The sequence below is a fragment of the Nocardioides sp. Z24_21 genome, from assembly GCF_058134345.1.
Map to the genome: position 1 here is coordinate 937,746 of NZ_JBYTTH010000001.1, position 15,277 is coordinate 953,022.

A 15,277-nucleotide genomic window follows, 5' to 3' on the forward strand; every position below is an offset into this window, starting at 1 on the left:
CCCGCGGTCACTCGTCCCGGGTGGCGGGTGGGCGGCCGCGCCTGGGCACCGGGCCGGCGTCGCGCGGCGCCCGGCCGGCGGCCCGGAGCGCGTCGCGGATCACGATCTCGATCTGGGCGTTGACGCTGCGCAGCTCGTCGGCCGCCCACCGCTGGAGGGCGGCGTGCACGGCGGGGTCCAGGCGCACCAGCACGGGCTTGCGCTCCGGACCCCGTCGGGGAGCCGCCGGCTCCGTCTCCTCGCCCATGGCCGGGCCCGCTCAGGTGTAGAGCGACCCGGCGTTGACGACGGGTGTCGTGCCCCGCTCCGAGCAGAGCACCACCAGCAGGTTGGACACCATGGCCGCCTTGCGCTCGGCGTCGAGGTCGACGATGTCCTTCCTCTCGAGCTGGGCGAGGGCACTCTCCACCATGCCGACCGCGCCCTCGACGATCTTCTCGCGCGCGGCGATGACGGCCGACGCCTGCTGGCGCTGCAGCATCGCCTGGGCGATCTCGGGGGCGTAGGCCAGGGCGGAGATGCGCACCTCGATGACCTCGAGGCCGGCGAGCGCGATGCGGGCGGCCACCTCGGCGGCCAGCTCGCCGGAGATGATCTCGGTGTCGCCGCGCAGGGTCACCTCGTTGGCGGCGTGGTCATAGGGGTGGCTCATCGCCACGTGGCGCAGCGCGGACTCGGCCTGCACCGCCACGAAGTCCTCGTAGTCCTCGACCGCGAAGGTGGCCCGGGCCGTGTCGGCGACCTGCCACACGACGATCGAGGCGATGTTGATCGGGTTGCCGTCGGCGTCGTTGACCTTGAGCTCGTGGGTCTCGAAGTTGTGCACGCGCACCGAGACGTTGCGGCGCGTGGTGAGGGGCACGAGCATCCGCAGGCCCGGCTTGCGCACCGTGCCGACGTAGCGGCCGAAGAACTGCACGACCCGGGTCTGTCCCGGCGCCACGATCGTCAGCGACGCTGAGAGCACCAGCCCGAGGAGCACCACGGTCGATCCGCCGAGGATCTGGCCGATGCCGCCACGCCCGGCGTCGGCGTCGATGATGCCGAGCACGACCAACCAGCAGCCGAGCCCGATCAGCGCCAGCGAGACCGCGAGGCCCGCGAAGCCGTCGACCGACCACGCCACGCGCTCGGTGACGTCCACCCGCGTCCCCTCGTGCCCGACCGGCCGGCCGGCGGGGGTCCCGCCCTCCGACTCGTCGACGTGTCCGGCGTCCTTGACCTGCTGCTCACCGCTCATGTGCACCCTCCGTCAGAATGTGATGGCAAAGTGATATCACATTCTGCGAGCGGCGTCGTCACCCGCGTCGGGCCGCCAGCACCTCGAGGTAGTGCGGGTTGTGCATCACGCCCAGCACGTTGCCGAACGGGTCGACCACCGAGGCGGTCGCGAAGCCGGCCTCGCGCTCGGTGAGCGGCTCGTGCTCGACGGCGCCCATCCGGAGGAGGGTGGCGAGGGTGCCGGGGAGGTCGTCGACGTGCCAGAACATCACCGCGCCGCCCGGCCCGTCCCCGGCAGAGCCGGGGGCGTACCTGCGGTCGATGATCCCCAGCTCGTCCTCGTCGTCGCCCACCCGGAACTCCACGTAGGCCGGCTCCGCCGGAGCCGGCGGGAACGAGTAGTAGGGCTGCACGCCGAGCAGCTCGGCGTACCAGGCGCTCGCCGCACCCAGGTCGTCGGCGGTGAAGCTGATGGTGGCGAAGCCTCGGAACATGCTCACTCCTCTGGTCAGGCCCCGGCGGGGCGTCACCACGCCGATGCTCCCGGCCGGGTGCTCGCCGTGCTACCGCTCCGTGCGGACAGCCCAGTAGGTGTGCGGCGACCGGCGGCGAGCGCCCGTCGGACACGCTGGTCGTCGCGCGCTCAGCCCGTCGTCGCCCGGCCCCGACGCGCTCGCCCCACGGCGCCGGCGCGGACGTAGACGACGGCCGTCACCACGTTGAGCACCACCGCCGTGGCGACGTACATCGCGAGGTTGAGCCCGGGCACCGCGTCGGCCGGGAGCGTGTAGGCCATCACGACGCGGGCGACCGCGTCGAGCAGGGTGCCGGCCGCCCACAGCGTGCTCGAGGTGCGCCACATCCGCCGGAACCAGGGCTCGCGCTGCCACAGTCCCTCCCAGTCGCGCGGCCAGCCGAGGCGGCCCTCGACCATGGGCCTGGCGAACTGGTAGGCGAGCGGGCGCTCGGCCCACCACAGGCTCGCGAGGAACCAGAAGCCGACGCCGCCGGTGACGAGCGCGTCCTTGGCGAGGAGGAACCGCTCGTCCCCGGGCAGCAACGAGATCGCGAGGCTCGCGAAGAGCAGGACGGTGAAGAACGCCTCGAGCCCGCTGGGGCGGTGGCCGCGCAGCATCGCCAGGCAGGCCGGCACGAGCGACAGCACCGCGCCGACCACGAGGGCGGCGTAGACGCTGACGCCGGCCTGGCGCATCAGGTAGTAGAGCGCGGTCGAGCCCACGATGCCGAGGACCGGTCGCAGCAGGGTCACGGGTCGGCGCTCGTGGCGCGGTCGAAGAGCTCGACCAGCTCGGCGGCGTACGCCGTGCAGTCGAGGTCGGGATCGGCCTGCAGCTGGAACGGGACGGCCTCGACCGCGCGCTGGACCGTGCTCGCCACGACGAGCGGGTCGAAGCCGCGCAGCTCCCCCCGCTCCTGGCCCTCGCGCAGGATCTGCTCGAGGTGGCTGACGTCGCTGGGCCCGGCCCCGGCCCGGCCCCACGCGCCGGACATGACCACCTGGAGCAGCGCGGCCATCGGCGCGCGGTGGGTGTCGGCGTAGCCGACGACGCCCTCGATGTAGGCGCGCAGCCGGCCGCGAGCCGTGTCCTGTCGCATGACCAGCGGGCCGACGTACGCGCCGATCCCGGCGACCACGTGCTCGACCAGCGCCGCGACCAGCTCGTCCTTGCCGGCGAAGTGATAGCTGATCAGCCGGGTGCTGGAGAGGCCGGCGCGCTCGGCGATCCGGGCGAACGACGCCCGCGCGAAGCCCTCCTCGGCGACCACCGCGATCGTCGCCTCGAGCACCTGCGCCCGACGGGCCTCCGACGTGACCGAGCGGGAAGTTACCTGCATGGATAAAAAGTAACTCAGATGAGTAATCCCCGCCACCGGCTCGTCCGCCCTATCCAGCGGACCCCCGCGGGTGTAGGCAGGGAGGGTGAGGCCGTCCGTCCTCGCGTCCGCCCGACGAGGAGCCCCACGAGGAGCCCCACGAGGAGCCCCACGAGGAGCCCCACGAGGAGATGGCATGGCCGCACTCGAGAGCACCCAGCTGCTGACCGAGCTCGAGCCGGTGGTGGAGGACAACCTCAACCGGCACCTGTCGATGGCCGACGAGTGGATGCCCCACGAGTACGTCCCGTGGAGCCTGGGCCGCGACTTCGCCGACCTCGGCGGCGACCCGTGGGAGGTGGCGCAGTCGCAGCTCTCCCCCGTCGCCCGCACGGCCCTCGAGGTCAACCTGCTCACCGAGGACAACCTGCCGAGCTACCACCGCGAGATCGACCGCGCCTTCGGCCGCGACAGCGCCTGGGGCACGTGGGTCAACCGGTGGACGGCCGAGGAGGGTCGTCACGCGTTCTGCATCCGCGACTACCTCCTCGTCACCCGCGGCGTCGACCCCGTCGAGCTCGAGCAGGCGCGGATGGAGACGATGGAGACCGGCTACGAGGCGATGGACAAGTCGCTGCTCAACGTGTGCGCCTACGTGTCCTTCCAGGAGCTCGCCACCCGGGTCTCGCACCGCAACACCGGCCGCTACACCGAGGAGCCGATCGCCGACCGGCTGCTCGCCCGCGTGGCCAAGGACGAGAACCTCCACATGATCTTCTACCGCAACCTCGTCACCGCCGCGCTCGAGCTCACGCCGAGCCAGACCATGCGCGCGATCACCGAGGAGGTCGTCGGGTTCGAGATGCCCGGCAGCGTCATCCCGGGCTTCTCCCGCAAGGCCGTGCAGATGGCCAAGGCCGGCATCTACGACCTGCGCATCCACCACGACGACATCGTCACGCCGCTCCTGCGGCAGTGGGGGGTGTGGGAGCTGACCGACCTGGACGCCGACGGCGAGGCGGCCCGCGACGAGCTGGCCGCGGCCGTCGCCGCGCTCGACGGGGAGGCGACCCGCTTCGTGGAGCGGCGCGACGAGGCGGCGGCGAAGAAGGCGGCGCGAGGCGCCTGACCCGCCGCCCTCACCAGCGGTTGCGGACGTCCTCGGCCCAGCCGACCAGGTCGTCGACGCGGATCCACTCCCCCGCCTCGTCACGCACGCGCCCCGACCAGTGGCCGAAGCACTGGTGCGTGCGCGAGGAGAAGACCTTGAGGTCGGTGACCGAGCGCTTGAGGTGGAACGGCGTGAACGTCAGGTCCGCGGCCTCGCCGACCACCCGCCACGGCGCCATCCAGTCGTCGGTGTCGTAGCGCCAGTCGAGCTCCTCGCTGATCTTGGTCAGGCGGCCGTCGACGACCAGCGCGTTCTCACACATGCCGGTGCCGTCGGTCCACCTCGCGCCGACCTGGAGGCCGACCACGCGTCCGTCGGTGCGGCCCGAGCCGGCTCCCCAGTTCCAGTGCATCGCGTAGGGCCACCGCCCGCGCCCGTGGTCGAGCACCGCCCACGACTCGCCCGCCGGGACGTCGTGCTCCTCGCCGTCGACCCACACCGTGCCGACGGCCGGACGCGCGACGTCCTTGACGGTGTACTGGAAGAGCCGGTCCGACCACGGCACGACGACGCCCAGGCTCTCGTGCCCGGGCGGGCGCTCGGCGGTGACGTCGACGCGCACCCGGCTCCCCTCCGCGCGCAGCCGGGTGCCGCCGTCGACCTCGTCGAGGTCGATGCTCACCTTCCTGGTGCGCGCCCGGGCCGGTCCGCGGCCGAGGGTGCCGGGCAGGGTCGCGCTGCGTCCGAGCACGCCGATGGCGTCGTGCGCGACCTCCTCGCCGGTGCGGCGGTCGAGCACCCAGATGCTGTGCACGGCGGCGTAGTCGATGTCGGAGACGACGAGCGCGACCACATGGGTGGGCGTGGTGACCCCCCAGTACTCCCAGCGCTTGTTGCGCCCGCGCCCCACCCGGCCGCGCCCGATCCCGTCGGTGGTGATCAGCGGGGTCCGGGTCCAGCCGACGGCCTCGCGGTTGAGTCGGCCGTCGGGCAGGGTCAGGGACGTCGCGGCCGTGATCTCGCGTTCGCGCAGCTGCTCACCACTCATGGCGCAACCCAACCACCGGCCCCGCCCCGGGCGCCCGTCAGGTGGCAGGCGCGATGATCACCCCATGACGGAGCGCAACGTCCTCGGCGGCGAGCTCGACCCCTGCGGCACCGACCCGGTCACGGGCTTCCACCGCGACGGCACCTGCACGGTCGGCCCCCAGGACGTCGGCCTGCACGCCGTCTGCGCGGTGATGACCGAGGAGTTCCTGGCCCACCAGGCCGCGGTCGGCAACGACCTGTCCACCCCGCGTCCCGAGTGGCACTTCCCCGGTCTCGTCCCGGGCGAGCGGTGGTGTGTCGTCGCCGTCCGCTGGCTCCAGGCGTACGACGCCGGGGTGGCCGCCCCCGTCGTGCTGTCGGCCACGTCCGAGCGCGCACTCGACGTCGTGCCCCTCGAGGTGCTGCAGGCCCACTCGGTCGACGTGCCGCCCGACCTCAGCGGGCTCTGACCCGATGACCCGTCGTCTCGGCAGGAGGATCCTCATGGCGGTCGTGGTCGTGCTGCTCGTCGGCGGGCTGGCCCTGGCGGCCGTCTGGGGACTGCAGCGGCAGCTGATCTACTTCCCCGACGCGAGCGACGTGCCGCCTGCGGACGAGGTGCTCCCCGGCGCCCGTGACGTCACCCTGCAGACGTCCGACGGGCTCGAGCTGGGTGCGTGGTACGTCGCGGCCGACGCCGCGAGCGACACCGGGATGGCGGTGCTGGTGGCGCCCGGCAACGGTGGCAACCGCGCCGGACGCGCCGGTCTCGCGCGGCAGCTGCTCGATCGTGGATTCAGCGTGCTTCTGGTCGACTACCGCGGCTACGGCGCCAACCCCGGCAGGCCGAGCGAGAAGGGACTGGCCGCCGATGCCGACGCCGCGGTGCGCGCCCTGGGCGACCTCGGCCATCGGCTCGACCGCACGCTCTTCTTCGGTGAGTCGCTGGGCACCGGCGTGGTCGCAGGCCTGCAGCAGCGGCACCGTCCGGCCGGCATCGTGCTGCGGTCGCCGTTCACCGAGCTCGCGGACGTCGGTCGCCACCACTACCCGTGGCTGCCTGTGCGCACGCTGCTCCGCGACCGGTTCCCCGTGCTGGAGCCCCTGGCCGCCAGCGACGTCCCCGTCACCGTGATCTACGGCGACCGCGACAGCGTGGTGCCGACCGAGCTCAGCGCGCGGGTCGCCGACGGCGCGCCGGCCCTCGTCGAGCGCGTCGTGTTCGAGGGCGCCGACCACAACGACGCGGTCATGTTCGGGCGGCGGGTGGCCGAGGCGGTCGCCCGGCTCGCCCGCGAGGTGCGCTGAGCTCCGTCCACCCACCGTCAGCTGCTCACCTCGTCACAGCAGGATGATCCGGTCCTTCACGCTGTCGAAGGCGGCAGGCTCGAGGCCGGCGAGGGTCATCAGGTCCTCGGGGTGCTCGAACCTGCTCAGCTGCTGGCGTGACTCTACGATGCCCGTGGCCTGGTCGGGAGTGAGCCCGAGCGACTGCTGCAGGACCTCGGCGGGCGCACTGTTGACGTCGACCAGCCCGCCGTCGTCGTACTGCCGGGGCAGGTCGGGCCGACCGATCCGCAGGTCGCGGGCCATGGCGGGATCGCGCCTCGCGAGGGCGCGCGCCTCCTCGCGCTTGGCGCGCTCGGCCTGCACGAGGGCCACCGCGGCAGCGTTGGGGTCGTACGACGGAAGGGGCGCAGCCACCGGCACGTAGCTCACCTGGGCAGGCCCAGGGACCTTCCCGCCCATGACGAGCGCGTAGACGACGGAGCCGATCCAGGCAGCGAAGTAGAGCGTGAGGCCGATGTCGGAGCCCAGGCCGTCGCTGTCGTCGGCGGCGACGAGCATGAAGCCCACGAGCCACGAGGCGCCCAGGCCGCCGGCCCACGTCCATGCCTGCCGGGTCCTCGACTTGGTCGCGATGGCGATCAGCGGCACCACGGCCAGCAGGCCCATCGAGAAGGCGGGGAACACCCACAGCCATCGCAGCGGCTTGCGGCTGTGGTGGACGGCGGGCGGGCCGGGCCGCATGTGCTCGCCGCCGTAGGGACCTGCGGGTGGGCTGGGCTGCATGCGCGCGATCGTATGTCGTCGGCGCGCGCGTCGCGGCAGAACGACGCGTGGGATCCGCGTGCCGGACGCGCCGACGCACGCCCTAGGTTGGCGCCATGACCCGCGTCCTCCTCGCCCCCGACAAGTTCAAGGGCTCGCTCACCGCGACCGAGGTCGCGGCCGCGCTCGAGCGCGGGCTGGCGGGCGTCGCCGGCGACGTCGAGGTGGCGGTCTCCCCGGTCGCCGACGGTGGCGACGGGACGCTCGACGCCGCCGTCGCGGCTGGCTACGAGAGGGTCGACGTCCGCGCGAGCGGGCCGACCGGCGAGCCGGTCGACACTGCGTGGGCACACCTCGCGGGCACTGCGATCGTGGAGATGGCCGACGTGTCGGGGCTGGTGCGACTGCCCGGCGGGCGGTTGGAGCCGATGACCGCCACCAGCCGCGGCACGGGCGAGCTCATCGCGGCGGCGCTCGACGCGGGCGTGCGACGCATCGTGCTCGGCGTCGGCGGCAGCGCCTGCACCGACGGCGGGGCCGGCCTGCTCCAGTCCCTCGGCGCGCGACTCCTCGACCCGTCGGGTGCCGAGATCGGCGACGGCGGCGGCGCCCTCGCCGCGCTGGCGGCCGTCGACCTCGGCGGGCTCCACCCGCGGCTGCGCGAGGTCGAGGTGGTGGTGGCGTGCGACGTCGACAACCCGCTCACCGGCCCGCACGGCGCAGCGGCGATCTACGGGCTCCAGAAGGGCGCGAACGAGGCGCAGGTGGCCGAGCTCGACGCGCACCTGGGCCGCCTCGCCGACCTGGTGTCGGCCGCGACCGGCCGCGACGTCCGCGACTCCCCCGGCGCCGGAGCAGCGGGCGGCGTCGGGTTCGCCGCGATGGCCGTGCTCGGCGCCACGCTCCGGCCCGGGATCGACCTCGTGCTCGAGATGGTCGGCTTCGAGCAGACCCTGGCGGGCGCAGACCTCGTCGTCGTCGGCGAGGGCGCTCTCGACGGGCAGTCGCTGCGCGGCAAGGCGCCGATCGGCGTGGCCCGGCTCGCGCGGGCCGCCGGCGCCCGGGTGGTCGCCGTCTGCGGGGTCAACCACCTGACCCCATCCGCCCTCGCGGCGGCGGGCATCGACGCGGCCTACGCCGTCGTCGACCGCGCGCCGAGCACCGAGTCCGCGATCCACGACGCGGCGACGCACCTCGAGCAGCTCGCTGCCGACGAGCTGCCGCGCCACCTCTGACTCACACCACTCGCGGGCGTCCGTGGCCTGGCGGCTGGTGCCGGCCTCTCCGAGACGGTGGAGGTCGCGGCCGCGTGGCAGCATTCACCGACACACCTGCAGCGCACGGCGGCTCGCCAGGTGAGTCCCCCGAGCCGACCAGGAGGCGTCCACGGTGCCCGATCCGGACACGTCCGCCGTGCCGCCGCTGCGCATCCACCAACGTGAAGCGCTCGAGGCTCTCACCCGCGCATGGGCCGACGCGGATCACCCACGCGCATGGGTCGTCCTGCCGCCCGGCGCAGGCAAGACGCGCGTCGGACTCGAGGCCGTCTCGGGCGAGCTCCGGGCACACCCCGACACCCGCGCCGTCGTGCTGGCCCCCAACACCGCCATCCAGTCCCAGTGGATCGCCGAGGCCCGGACGTTGGGGCTCGACGCGAGCGACGACAAGTCCCTCCTCAGCCCGCTGACCTGCCTGACCTACCAGTCCCTGGCCGTCTTCGACTCCGAGGCCGCCGACGTGGACTCCACGACCCCGGTCGTCGACCGGCTGCACCCCAACGGCATCGCCCTCTTCGAGCGGATCCGCACCCAGCCACGCCTGGTGCTCGTCCTCGACGAGTGCCACCACCTGCTCGAGGTGTGGGGGCGGCTCCTCGCCGAGCTGCTCGACGCCATCGGTCGCGCGCACGTCCTCGCGCTGACCGCGACACCGCCCGAGAGCCTCGCCGGCGAGCAGCGCGCCCTCGTCGACCGGCTCTTCGGAGAGATCCGCTACCGCGTCTCGGTGCCGGCGGTGGTGAAGGAGGGCCACCTCGCGCCGTTCGACGAGCTCGTGTGGCTGACCACCCCTACGGCCACCGAGGAGGACTGGCTGACCGGCGAGGCGCTGCGCTTCACCGAGCTCACCACCCTGCTCACCACCCCGGGCTTCGGGTCGGTCGGTTTCTACGAGTGGCTCACCGCCCGGTTCGTCGAGCCCGTCCCCGCCACGACCACCTGGGCGGCGCTCGCCGAGCGCGAGCCCGATCTGTGCGACGCCGCTCTGCGCATGCACCACGCGGGCCTGCTCGCCCTGCCCGTCGGCGCCCGGCTGCGGGAGGGGCACCGGCACGCCCCGTCGGCCGAGGACTGGGTCCGGCTCCTCGGTGACTGGCTGCTCCACCACGTCGCCGAGTCCGCCGACCCGGCCGACGCCGAGGTGCTCGCGGTGGTGAGGGCCGCGTTGCCGTCGGTGGGCTACCAGTGGACGCGTCGCGGCGTACGACGCGGGCGCTCCACCGTCGACCGCGTGCTGGCCAGGTCGTACGCCAAGCCCGGCGCCGCCGTCCAGATCATCGCGTCCGAGCACGCCGCGATCGGCGAGCGGACCCGGGTGCTGGTGCTGTGCGACCACGAGCGCGCGACCGCGACCGTGCCGTTGACCCTGGACGGGGTCCTCGACGCCGAGGCCGGGTCGGCGATCGCGGCGCTGGAGGCCCTGCTCGCAGACCCGAGCACCGCCCTCCTGCACCCGATGCTGGTCACCGGCTCCGTCGTCGCCGCCTCCGAGGCGACGCTGCGCGACCTCGTCGCCTTCGTCACCGACCGCGACCCCGACCTGGCCTCGCGCCTGCACGTCGAGACCGCGGATGGCCCGGTCGCGACGTGCGCGTCCGGATGGACCTCGCGCGCCTGGGTCGGCCACGTCACCGCGTTCTTCGAGTCCGGCCGGACCCAGGTCCTCGTCGGCACCCGCGGTCTCCTCGGCGAGGGGTGGAACGCCCGCCGCGTCTCCTCGCTCGTCGACCTGACCACCGCCACCACCCTCACGGCCGTCGTCCAGACACGCGGCCGGGCGCTGCGCACCGACCCGACCTGGCCGGACAAGGTCGCCACCAACTGGACCGTCGTGTGCGTCTCGGAGTCACACCCCAGGGGCGACAACGACTGGTCCCGGCTGGTGCGCAAGCACCAGGGGTTCCACGGCATCGACGCCGACGGCGACATCGTCGACGGGGTCGCCCACATCGACGCGTCCTTCTCCCCCTTCACCCCGCCACCCGTCGACTCGTTCGACGCCCTCAACGCACGGATGCTGATGGCTGCCTCCGCGCGAGACGCCATCCGCGAGGCCTGGAAGGTGGGTGAGCCCTACCAGGACGTCACGCTCGCGTCGCTGCGCGTACGCCGCCCCGCCGTCGACCTCGCGCCACCCGACGAGGTCGTCACCCTCACGCCGGTCCCTCCGTTGTGGCGGCTGACCTCGGACGGCATGACGACCGAGGCCCCGGTCCCCGCGACGAGCTGGCGTACGTCCCTCGCGCTGGGCGCGGCGGCTGCCGGTGTCGGCGCCGCCTCCCTCACCGTCGGCGAGTGGGCGCTCGTGGCCGGCGCAGTGGGCGGGCTCGCGACCCTCGGCCGGAGCGCCGTGACCGCTCGATCGCACGCGGACGACCTCGCCTCGTGGGTGCGAGAACAGCTCGCCCTGACGGCGGGCGTCCCACCGCTGGAGGCGGTCGCGGCGGCAGTCGCGGACGGCCTTGCTGCGGCCGGGCTGACGACCATCGGCGCGTCGGCGCTCGCGGTCGACGTCCACCCGGGCGGGGAGTACCGCTTCCGCCTCGTCGGCACCGAGGACGACGCCGAGGTGTTCGCAGCCGCGTTCGACGAGGCGATCGCCCCGGCCGGCGCCCCGCGCTACCTCGTGTCGCGTTACACCGACGCGCACCTGCCCGACCGCGCGATCCGTACGCGCCGGGGCGCGCGCTCAGCGCTGCGTGCCGCCCGGGCCGCCGGCGAGGCCTGGCATCCGGTCCCGACCGTCCTCGGCCGCAACGCCACCAACGCCCGCTGCTACCTCGACGCCTGGCGCAGGTGGGTCGGCGAGGGCCGGCTGCTCGCCACCGCGAAGCCGGAGGGAGCCGGCGTCGCGACCGCGGTGTCGGGCGAGGACCCGTTCGCTGCGACCACGGTGATGCGCCGCCACTGGTCGTGAGGGCGGACCGAACGGGCCCCGTCGCGATCAGCATGCTGCGAAGGTTTGCCGGTCAGGGGTGTGACATGGGTGATCCCCGGACGAGCGGCGCGTGCAACCTCGCCGGACGTCAGTCGCCCGACCACCCGCGACCCTCCTGCTCGGCGCGGCGTGCGACTCCTTGTTGCCGGCCGCTGGGAACGACGACCGCTGCCCGACGCCGACCGCCTGTCGAGCCCGACCTCACTGGTCGTCCTCCGTTCACGCCGCGGCCTGGGTCGACGCGGTCGCCCTCACCTCGCGGCTGGAGTGGTGTCAGAGCCCTAACCGCTTCGCCACGTCCGGACCACCGACGCGCCGCACGGTCTCCGGCTCGCCCACGACGACGAGCTCGTCGGTGGCACGAGACATGCCGACGTACAGCCGCTCCCGCGCGCGGTCGCGCGAGCCGTCCTCGTTGAGGCACAGCACGACGGCGCGGCGCTCGAGCCCCTTGCAGCCGAGGACGTGGCCGTAGAACACGTCGACGTCCCAGAAGGTGCGCCAGTAGCCCTCCTGGTCGTGGAAGTCCGTCCGCTCGATCTGCACCGGGTGGCGGTGACCGGTCGTGAGGAGCGCGACGTGACGTGGCTCCCAGCCCGATTCGAGCAGCCCGTCGACCGCGTCGTCAGCGGACTCCAGGGCGTCCTCGGCCGAGGTGGGCACGAACCGGACGGCCGGGCCGTCCCCGCCGCGGGCGTACATCCGGCTCGGCGCCAGCGGACCGAAGGACTCGTGGATCTGGCGGGTGTTGCGGAGGGACTGGTGTACGGATAGGTGACATCTTGACCTGTCCGTGCAGCAGTCCCCTGGCCTCTCGTGGCAAACGAAGTGGGCTCGAGGCCGATGGCGTCGAGCCCACTTCATGCGTCGATCAGGTCAGCTGCAGCCGCTAGTGGACCCGCAGCCCTCGCACACGTAGCACGAGCCGGCGGGGCGCATCTTGGTGCCGCAGGTCATGCAGAGCGGGGAGTCGACGGCGGTGCCGGTGAGCTTCTCGAAGAGCTCGGCGGTGGTCTTCGCCTCGCCGGTGGTCACTCGGGCCGGGACCTCGCGGGCCTCGGCGCCGTGGGTGTCCTTGGTCTCGAGGTCCTGGACCTCGACGACGTCCGCGGACGCCGAGGAGGACGCGGCCGACGTGAGCTCGGAGGCCGAGCCCGTCTCCTCCACGAGCGGCTCGTAGGAGCCGGTCTCGAGGTGGCGCTGGCGCTCCTCGGCGGAGTAGATGCCGAGCTGCGAGCGCTCCTCGAAGGACAGGTAGTCCAGGGCGAGGCGACGGAAGATGTAGTCCATGATCGACTGCGACATCCGCACGTCGGGGTCGTCGGTGAGGCCGGCGGGCTCGAAGCGCAGGTTGGTGAACTTCGAGACGTAGGTCTCCAGCGGGACGCCGTACTGCAGGCCGATCGACACCGCGATCGAGAAGGCGTCCATCACGCCGGCGAGGGTCGAGCCCTGCTTGCCGAGCTTGAGGAAGACCTCGCCGAGCTGGCCGTCGTCGTGGGCGCCGGAGGTCATGTAGCCCTCCGCACCGCCGACGGTGAACGACGTCGTGCGGGAGACGCGCGACTTGGGCAGGCGCTTGCGGACCGGGGCGTAGACGACCTTCTCCACGACCTTGGTCTCGACCTCGGCGGAGGCCGCGGCCTTGTCGGCGGCGTCCTTCTTGGCCTTGCCGCCACCGTCGGACAGCGGCTGGCCGACCTTGCAGTTGTCGCGGTAGATCGCGGTCGCCTTGAGGCCGAGCTTCCACGACTGCAGGTAGACGTCCTCGATCTCCTCGACCGTGGCGTTCTCGGGCAGGTTGACCGTCTTGGAGATCGCACCGGACAGGAACGGCTGGCAGGCCGCCATCATCCGCACGTGGCCCATCGGCTTGAGCGAGCGGGCGCCCATCGCGGTGTCGAAGATCTCGTAGTGCTCGGTCTTGAGGCCGGGGGCGTCGACGACGTGGCCGTGCTCGGCGATGTAGGCGACGATCGCCTCGATCTGCTCGGCCTGGTAGCCCATCTTCTTCAGGGCCCGCGGGATCGTCTGGTTGACGATCTGCATGGAGCCGCCGCCGACGAGCTTCTTGAACTTCACGAGCGAGAAGTCGGGCTCGATGCCGGTGGTGTCGCAGTCCATCATGAAGCCGATGGTGCCGGTGGGCGCGAGGACGGACGCCTGCGCGTTGCGGAAGCCGAACTTCTCACCGACCTTGATCACGTCGGCCCACGCCTTGGTGGCCAGCTTGTGCACCCGGCCGTCCTCGGTGTGCAGCACGCGTACGACGTCGTTGGCCGCCTGGTGCTTGCGCATCACGCGCTTGTGGGCCTCGGCGTTGCGGGCGTAGCCGGCATAGGGGCCGACGATCCCGGCGAGCTCGGCGCTGCGCTTGTAGGACGTGCCGGTCATGAGCGAGGTGATCGCGGCGGCCATCGAGCGGCCGCCCTCGGAGTCGTAGCCCAGGCCCATCGCCATCAGCAGCGCGCCGAGGTTGGCGTAGCCGATGCCGAGCTGGCGGTAGTCGACGGTGGTCTTGCCGATCGCCTCGGTCGGGAAGTCGGCGAAGCAGATCGAGATGTCCATCGCGGTGATGATGAACTCGACGGCCTTGGCGAAGAGCGCGGCGTCGAAGGTGTCGTCGTCCTTGAGGAACTTCAGCAGGTTGAGCGAGGCGAGGTTGCACGAGGAGTTGTCGAGCGACATGTACTCCGAGCACGGGTTGGACGCGGTGATGCGGCCGGTCTCGGGGTTGGTGTGCCAGTCGTTGATCGTGTCGTCGTACTGCAGGCCCGGGTCGGCGCACTCCCACGCGGCCTGGCTGATCTTGCGGAACAGGTCGCGGGCGTCGACGGTCTCGATGACCTCGCCGGTGCCGCGCGAGCGCAGGCCGAACTCGGTGCCGTCCTCGACGGCGCGCATGAACTCGTCGCTGACGCGCACGGAGTTGTTGGCGTTCTGGTACTGCACGGAGGTGATGTCGGCGCCACCCAGGTCCATGTCGAAGCCGGCGTCGCGCAGCGCGCGGATCTTGTCCTCCTCGCGCGCCTTCGTCATCACGAACTCCTCGATGTCGGGGTGGTCGACGTCGAGGACGACCATCTTGGCCGCACGACGCGTCGCGCCGCCCGACTTGATGGTGCCCGCGGACGCGTCGGCGCCGCGCATGAAGGAGACGGGACCGGACGCCGTACCGCCGGAGGAGAGCAGCTCCTTGGAGGAGCGGATGCGGGAGAGGTTGAGGCCGGCGCCGGAGCCGCCCTTGAAGATGAACCCCTCCTCCTTGTACCAGTTGAGGATCGAGTCCATCGAGTCGTCGACCGAGAGGATGAAGCAGGCCGAGACCTGCTGCGGCGACGGGGTGCCGACGTTGAACCAGACGGGCGAGTTGAAGGAGAAGTACTGGTTGACCAGCAGCCAGGTCAGCTCGTGCTCGAAGATCTCGGCGTCGGCGTCGGTGGCGAAGTAGCCGTTGTCGATGCCGGCCTTGGTGTAGGTCTTCACGACCCGGTCGATGAGCTGCTTGAGGCTCCACTCGCGGACGTCGGAGCCGACGGCGCCGCGGAAGTACTTGGTGGTGACGATCGTCGAGGCGTTGACCGACCAGAAGTCGGGGAACTCCACGCCGCGCTGCTCGAAGACGGTCTCGCCGGTCTTCCAGTTCTGCTGGAGGACGTCGCGACGCTCCCACGTGATGGCGTCGTAGGGGTGCGTGCCCTCGGCGCTGAAGACGCGCTCCATCTTCAGGCCCTTGCCCCTCGCCTTGGCGCGGGTGCTCACCGTCTCGGTCATGGAGTTCCTCTGTCCCTCGTATATGGATGGTGCGGGTGG

14 protein-coding genes are annotated in these 15,277 nt (G+C 72.5%); 5 read left to right on the forward strand and 9 right to left on the reverse strand.

The features are described from left to right. Positions 1-7: 7 nt before the first annotated feature. The 5 genes from AC3X7Z_RS04570 to AC3X7Z_RS04590 form a co-directional block, all read right to left on the reverse strand. Positions 8-247 (reverse strand): type II toxin-antitoxin system antitoxin, encoded by a 240-nt coding sequence (locus AC3X7Z_RS04570; RefSeq protein ID WP_186339121.1) that lies wholly within the window; start codon positions 245-247, stop codon positions 8-10. Between the two features lie 12 nt (positions 248-259). Beyond that, complete coding sequence (locus AC3X7Z_RS04575; RefSeq protein WP_186339122.1) at positions 260-1,240, reverse strand: SPFH domain-containing protein; 981 nt, start codon at positions 1,238-1,240, stop codon at positions 260-262. 58 nt (positions 1,241-1,298) lie between these two features. Beyond that, positions 1,299-1,715: a VOC family protein gene (locus AC3X7Z_RS04580; RefSeq protein ID WP_186339123.1), complete on the reverse strand. Its 417-nt coding sequence runs from the start codon at positions 1,713-1,715 to the stop codon at positions 1,299-1,301. A gap of 149 nt (positions 1,716-1,864) precedes the next feature. Next, the gene (locus AC3X7Z_RS04585; RefSeq protein ID WP_489975140.1) at positions 1,865-2,491 is read right to left on the reverse strand and encodes a VC0807 family protein; all 627 of its coding nucleotides are present in this window, start codon (positions 2,489-2,491) and stop codon (positions 1,865-1,867) included. Continuing rightward, positions 2,488-3,078, reverse strand: coding sequence for a TetR/AcrR family transcriptional regulator (locus tag AC3X7Z_RS04590; protein WP_489975141.1), 591 nt, complete (start codon positions 3,076-3,078; stop codon positions 2,488-2,490). Before AC3X7Z_RS04590 ends, AC3X7Z_RS04585 begins: the two co-directional genes overlap by 4 nt. A gap of 175 nt (positions 3,079-3,253) precedes the next feature. Here AC3X7Z_RS04590 and AC3X7Z_RS04595 point away from each other — a divergent pair, with 175 nt between their 5' ends. Then, entirely contained in the window at positions 3,254-4,186 is a 933-nt protein-coding gene (locus tag AC3X7Z_RS04595; protein WP_186339126.1) for an acyl-ACP desaturase, read from the forward strand. A gap of 10 nt (positions 4,187-4,196) precedes the next feature. On the opposite strand, the gene AC3X7Z_RS04600 is transcribed toward AC3X7Z_RS04595, so the two are convergent. Beyond that, positions 4,197-5,216: a DUF2804 domain-containing protein gene (locus AC3X7Z_RS04600; protein ID WP_489975142.1), complete on the reverse strand. Its 1,020-nt coding sequence runs from the start codon at positions 5,214-5,216 to the stop codon at positions 4,197-4,199. A 64-nt stretch (positions 5,217-5,280) separates the two neighbouring features. Between AC3X7Z_RS04600 and AC3X7Z_RS04605 the strand changes: the two genes are divergently transcribed. Beyond that, positions 5,281-5,667, forward strand: coding sequence for a DUF2237 family protein (locus AC3X7Z_RS04605; protein ID WP_489975143.1), 387 nt, complete (start codon positions 5,281-5,283; stop codon positions 5,665-5,667). A 34-nt stretch (positions 5,668-5,701) separates the two neighbouring features. Next, positions 5,702-6,505 (forward strand): alpha/beta hydrolase, encoded by an 804-nt coding sequence (locus AC3X7Z_RS04610; protein ID WP_489975144.1) that lies wholly within the window; start codon positions 5,702-5,704, stop codon positions 6,503-6,505. Positions 6,506-6,538: 33 nt separating this feature from the next. Here the strand turns inward: AC3X7Z_RS04610 and AC3X7Z_RS04615 are convergent, their stop codons facing one another. Continuing rightward, complete coding sequence (locus tag AC3X7Z_RS04615) at positions 6,539-7,270, reverse strand: helix-hairpin-helix domain-containing protein (RefSeq protein WP_489975145.1); 732 nt, start codon at positions 7,268-7,270, stop codon at positions 6,539-6,541. Positions 7,271-7,365: 95 nt separating this feature from the next. Between AC3X7Z_RS04615 and AC3X7Z_RS04620 the strand changes: the two genes are divergently transcribed. Next, on the forward strand, positions 7,366-8,484 hold the full coding sequence (locus AC3X7Z_RS04620; RefSeq protein ID WP_489975146.1) for a glycerate kinase: 1,119 nt from the start codon (positions 7,366-7,368) through the stop codon (positions 8,482-8,484). A gap of 154 nt (positions 8,485-8,638) precedes the next feature. Then, entirely contained in the window at positions 8,639-11,443 is a 2,805-nt protein-coding gene (locus AC3X7Z_RS04625; protein WP_489975147.1) for a DEAD/DEAH box helicase, read from the forward strand. 294 nt (positions 11,444-11,737) lie between these two features. On the opposite strand, the gene AC3X7Z_RS04630 is transcribed toward AC3X7Z_RS04625, so the two are convergent. After that, the gene (locus tag AC3X7Z_RS04630) at positions 11,738-12,166 is read right to left on the reverse strand and encodes an ATP-binding domain-containing protein (protein ID WP_489975148.1); all 429 of its coding nucleotides are present in this window, start codon (positions 12,164-12,166) and stop codon (positions 11,738-11,740) included. Positions 12,167-12,340: 174 nt separating this feature from the next. Then, entirely contained in the window at positions 12,341-15,238 is a 2,898-nt protein-coding gene (locus AC3X7Z_RS04635) for a vitamin B12-dependent ribonucleotide reductase (protein ID WP_489975149.1), read from the reverse strand. Positions 15,239-15,277 lie beyond the last annotated feature (39 nt).

Excerpts from the sequence above, each read along its gene's own strand:
- AC3X7Z_RS04570 (WP_186339121.1), bottom strand. The coding sequence starts at position 247 with ATGGGCGAGGAGACGGAGCCGGCGGCTCCCCGACGGGGTCCGGAGCGC.
- AC3X7Z_RS04575 (WP_186339122.1), bottom strand. The coding sequence starts at position 1,240 with ATGAGCGGTGAGCAGCAGGTCAAGGACGCCGGACACGTCGACGAGTCG.
- AC3X7Z_RS04580 (WP_186339123.1), bottom strand. The coding sequence starts at position 1,715 with ATGTTCCGAGGCTTCGCCACCATCAGCTTCACCGCCGACGACCTGGGT.
- AC3X7Z_RS04590 (WP_489975141.1), bottom strand. The coding sequence starts at position 3,078 with ATGCAGGTAACTTCCCGCTCGGTCACGTCGGAGGCCCGTCGGGCGCAG.
- AC3X7Z_RS04595 (WP_186339126.1), top strand. The coding sequence starts at position 3,254 with ATGGCCGCACTCGAGAGCACCCAGCTGCTGACCGAGCTCGAGCCGGTG.
- AC3X7Z_RS04600 (WP_489975142.1), bottom strand. The coding sequence starts at position 5,216 with ATGAGTGGTGAGCAGCTGCGCGAACGCGAGATCACGGCCGCGACGTCC.
- AC3X7Z_RS04605 (WP_489975143.1), top strand. The coding sequence starts at position 5,281 with ATGACGGAGCGCAACGTCCTCGGCGGCGAGCTCGACCCCTGCGGCACC.
- AC3X7Z_RS04610 (WP_489975144.1), top strand. The coding sequence starts at position 5,702 with ATGGCGGTCGTGGTCGTGCTGCTCGTCGGCGGGCTGGCCCTGGCGGCC.
- AC3X7Z_RS04615 (WP_489975145.1), bottom strand. The coding sequence starts at position 7,270 with ATGCAGCCCAGCCCACCCGCAGGTCCCTACGGCGGCGAGCACATGCGG.
- AC3X7Z_RS04620 (WP_489975146.1), top strand. The coding sequence starts at position 7,366 with ATGACCCGCGTCCTCCTCGCCCCCGACAAGTTCAAGGGCTCGCTCACC.
- AC3X7Z_RS04630 (WP_489975148.1), bottom strand. The coding sequence starts at position 12,166 with ATGTACGCCCGCGGCGGGGACGGCCCGGCCGTCCGGTTCGTGCCCACC.
- AC3X7Z_RS04635 (WP_489975149.1), bottom strand. The coding sequence starts at position 15,238 with ATGACCGAGACGGTGAGCACCCGCGCCAAGGCGAGGGGCAAGGGCCTG.